The sequence below is a fragment of the Mesorhizobium sp. M7A.F.Ca.US.002.01.1.1 genome, from assembly GCF_004022955.1.
Classification (GTDB): Bacteria; Pseudomonadota; Alphaproteobacteria; order Rhizobiales; family Rhizobiaceae; genus Mesorhizobium; species Mesorhizobium ciceri.
In genome coordinates, this window is the sequence record NZ_RZQE01000817.1 from 1 (window position 1) to 1538 (window position 1538).

Below are 1538 nucleotides of genomic sequence, written 5' to 3' on the forward strand. Positions count from 1 at the left end.
TGGCGACTTCGAGAGCGAGGAAGCCATCGCCCGCGCGGCAAAGGCCGGCATCTGGGCGGGAACGTTCGATCAGCCGCAGAATTGGCGAGACAGCCGTCACGGCGAAGTCGTCGAGAAGAAGCACGGCACACTGGCGTCGATCGGCGATGCCGTGCGCGAGATTTTTCGCTTCTGGTGATGCGCATCCTGGAACTGGAACCGAGGACGAACAGGAGGATGGAATGAAGCTCTTCGACGGTGGCCGGGCGCCCAATCCAAGGCGGGTCCGCGTTTTCCTGGCCGAGAAAGGCATCGAGGTTGCGCAGGTGCCCATCGATATGGGCGCGTTGGAACACAGGCAACAGGCGGTCAGCTCGCGCAACCCCTTGCAGCGTCTGCCGGTGCTGGAACTCGACGACGGCACCGTCATCACCGAATCCGTCGCCATCTGCCGCTATTTCGAGGAACTGCATCCGGAGCCCGCTTTGTTCGGGCGTGGCGCACTCGGCAAGGCGCAGGTCGAGATGTGGCAGAGGCGGATGGAATTCAATTTACTCAGCTGCGTCACGCAGGCCTTCCGGCACATCCATCCGGCCATGAAGGAATGGGAAATCCCGCAGGTCCCTGAATGGGGTGAGGCCAACAAGCCGAAGGCCGTGGCGTTCCTCAGGCTGCTGGACGGCGAACTGGGCAGCCGGGAGTTCATCGCCGGTGACAGCTATTCGATCGCCGACATCACCGGCCTGATCGCTGTCGATTTCATGAAGCCGGCACGCATCAAGGTACCAGATAAGTGCGCGAATGTGTTGCGCTGGCATCAAGCCGTTTCCAGCCGGCCGAGCGCATCAGCCTGAGAATGACTGCCGAACTCGAAAACCTCGTCGCCAGGGTCCGCGCCTGCCGCATCTGCGTGGAAAATCCGGCCGGCAAGCCGTTGCCGCATGAGCCGCGACCAGTGCTGCGCCCATCATCCACCGCCCGGATCCTGATCGCCAGCCAGGCGCCCGGCACCAAGGTGCATCTGTCGGGCATGCCGTTCACCGACGCTTCCGGCGACCGCCTGCGCAGCTGGCTTGGCGTGACGAGCGACGAATTCTACGACATCGAAAAATTCGCAATCGTCCCGATGGGCTTCTGCTTTCCCGGCCAGGATGCCAAGGGGGGAGATCTGCCGCCGAGGCGCGAATGCGCGGCGGCCTGGCGCGCACCTTTGATGGCCTCTATGCCACGGATCGATCTGGTGCTGACGATCGGTATCTACGCGCAGTCCTGGCACATGGGTGCGGCGCGCCGGCCCTCACTGACGGAAACGGTCATGGACTGGCGCTCCATCTGGGAGAATTCCATCGGTCCGAAAGTGCTGCCGCTGCCGCATCCCTCGTGGCGCAACACGGGCTGGCTGAAGAAGAATCCGTGGTTTGAAATGGATTTGCTGCCTTTTCTGCGTTCGGAAATCCGCTATCGCCTCGGCTGACCTTTCAGCAAGAAATCACTCGCTTTTTGCCCGATCAGCAGAATTTCTTTCTTGTGAAAGGCCTGGATAAGGCAGAGTATAGGCA

2 protein-coding genes are annotated in these 1538 nt (G+C 61.8%); both read left to right on the plus strand.

The window, feature by feature from the left end; translation table 11 throughout:
* Nucleotides 1-221: 221 nt before the first annotated feature.
* Nucleotides 222-833, plus strand: a complete 612-nt coding sequence (locus EN932_RS35765; RefSeq protein ID WP_127370189.1) for a glutathione S-transferase — start codon at nt 222-224, stop codon at nt 831-833.
* A 2-nt stretch (nt 834-835) separates the two neighbouring features.
* Entirely contained in the window at nt 836-1453 is a 618-nt protein-coding gene (locus tag EN932_RS35770; RefSeq protein WP_024503311.1) for a uracil-DNA glycosylase family protein, read from the plus strand.
* Nucleotides 1454-1538 lie beyond the last annotated feature (85 nt).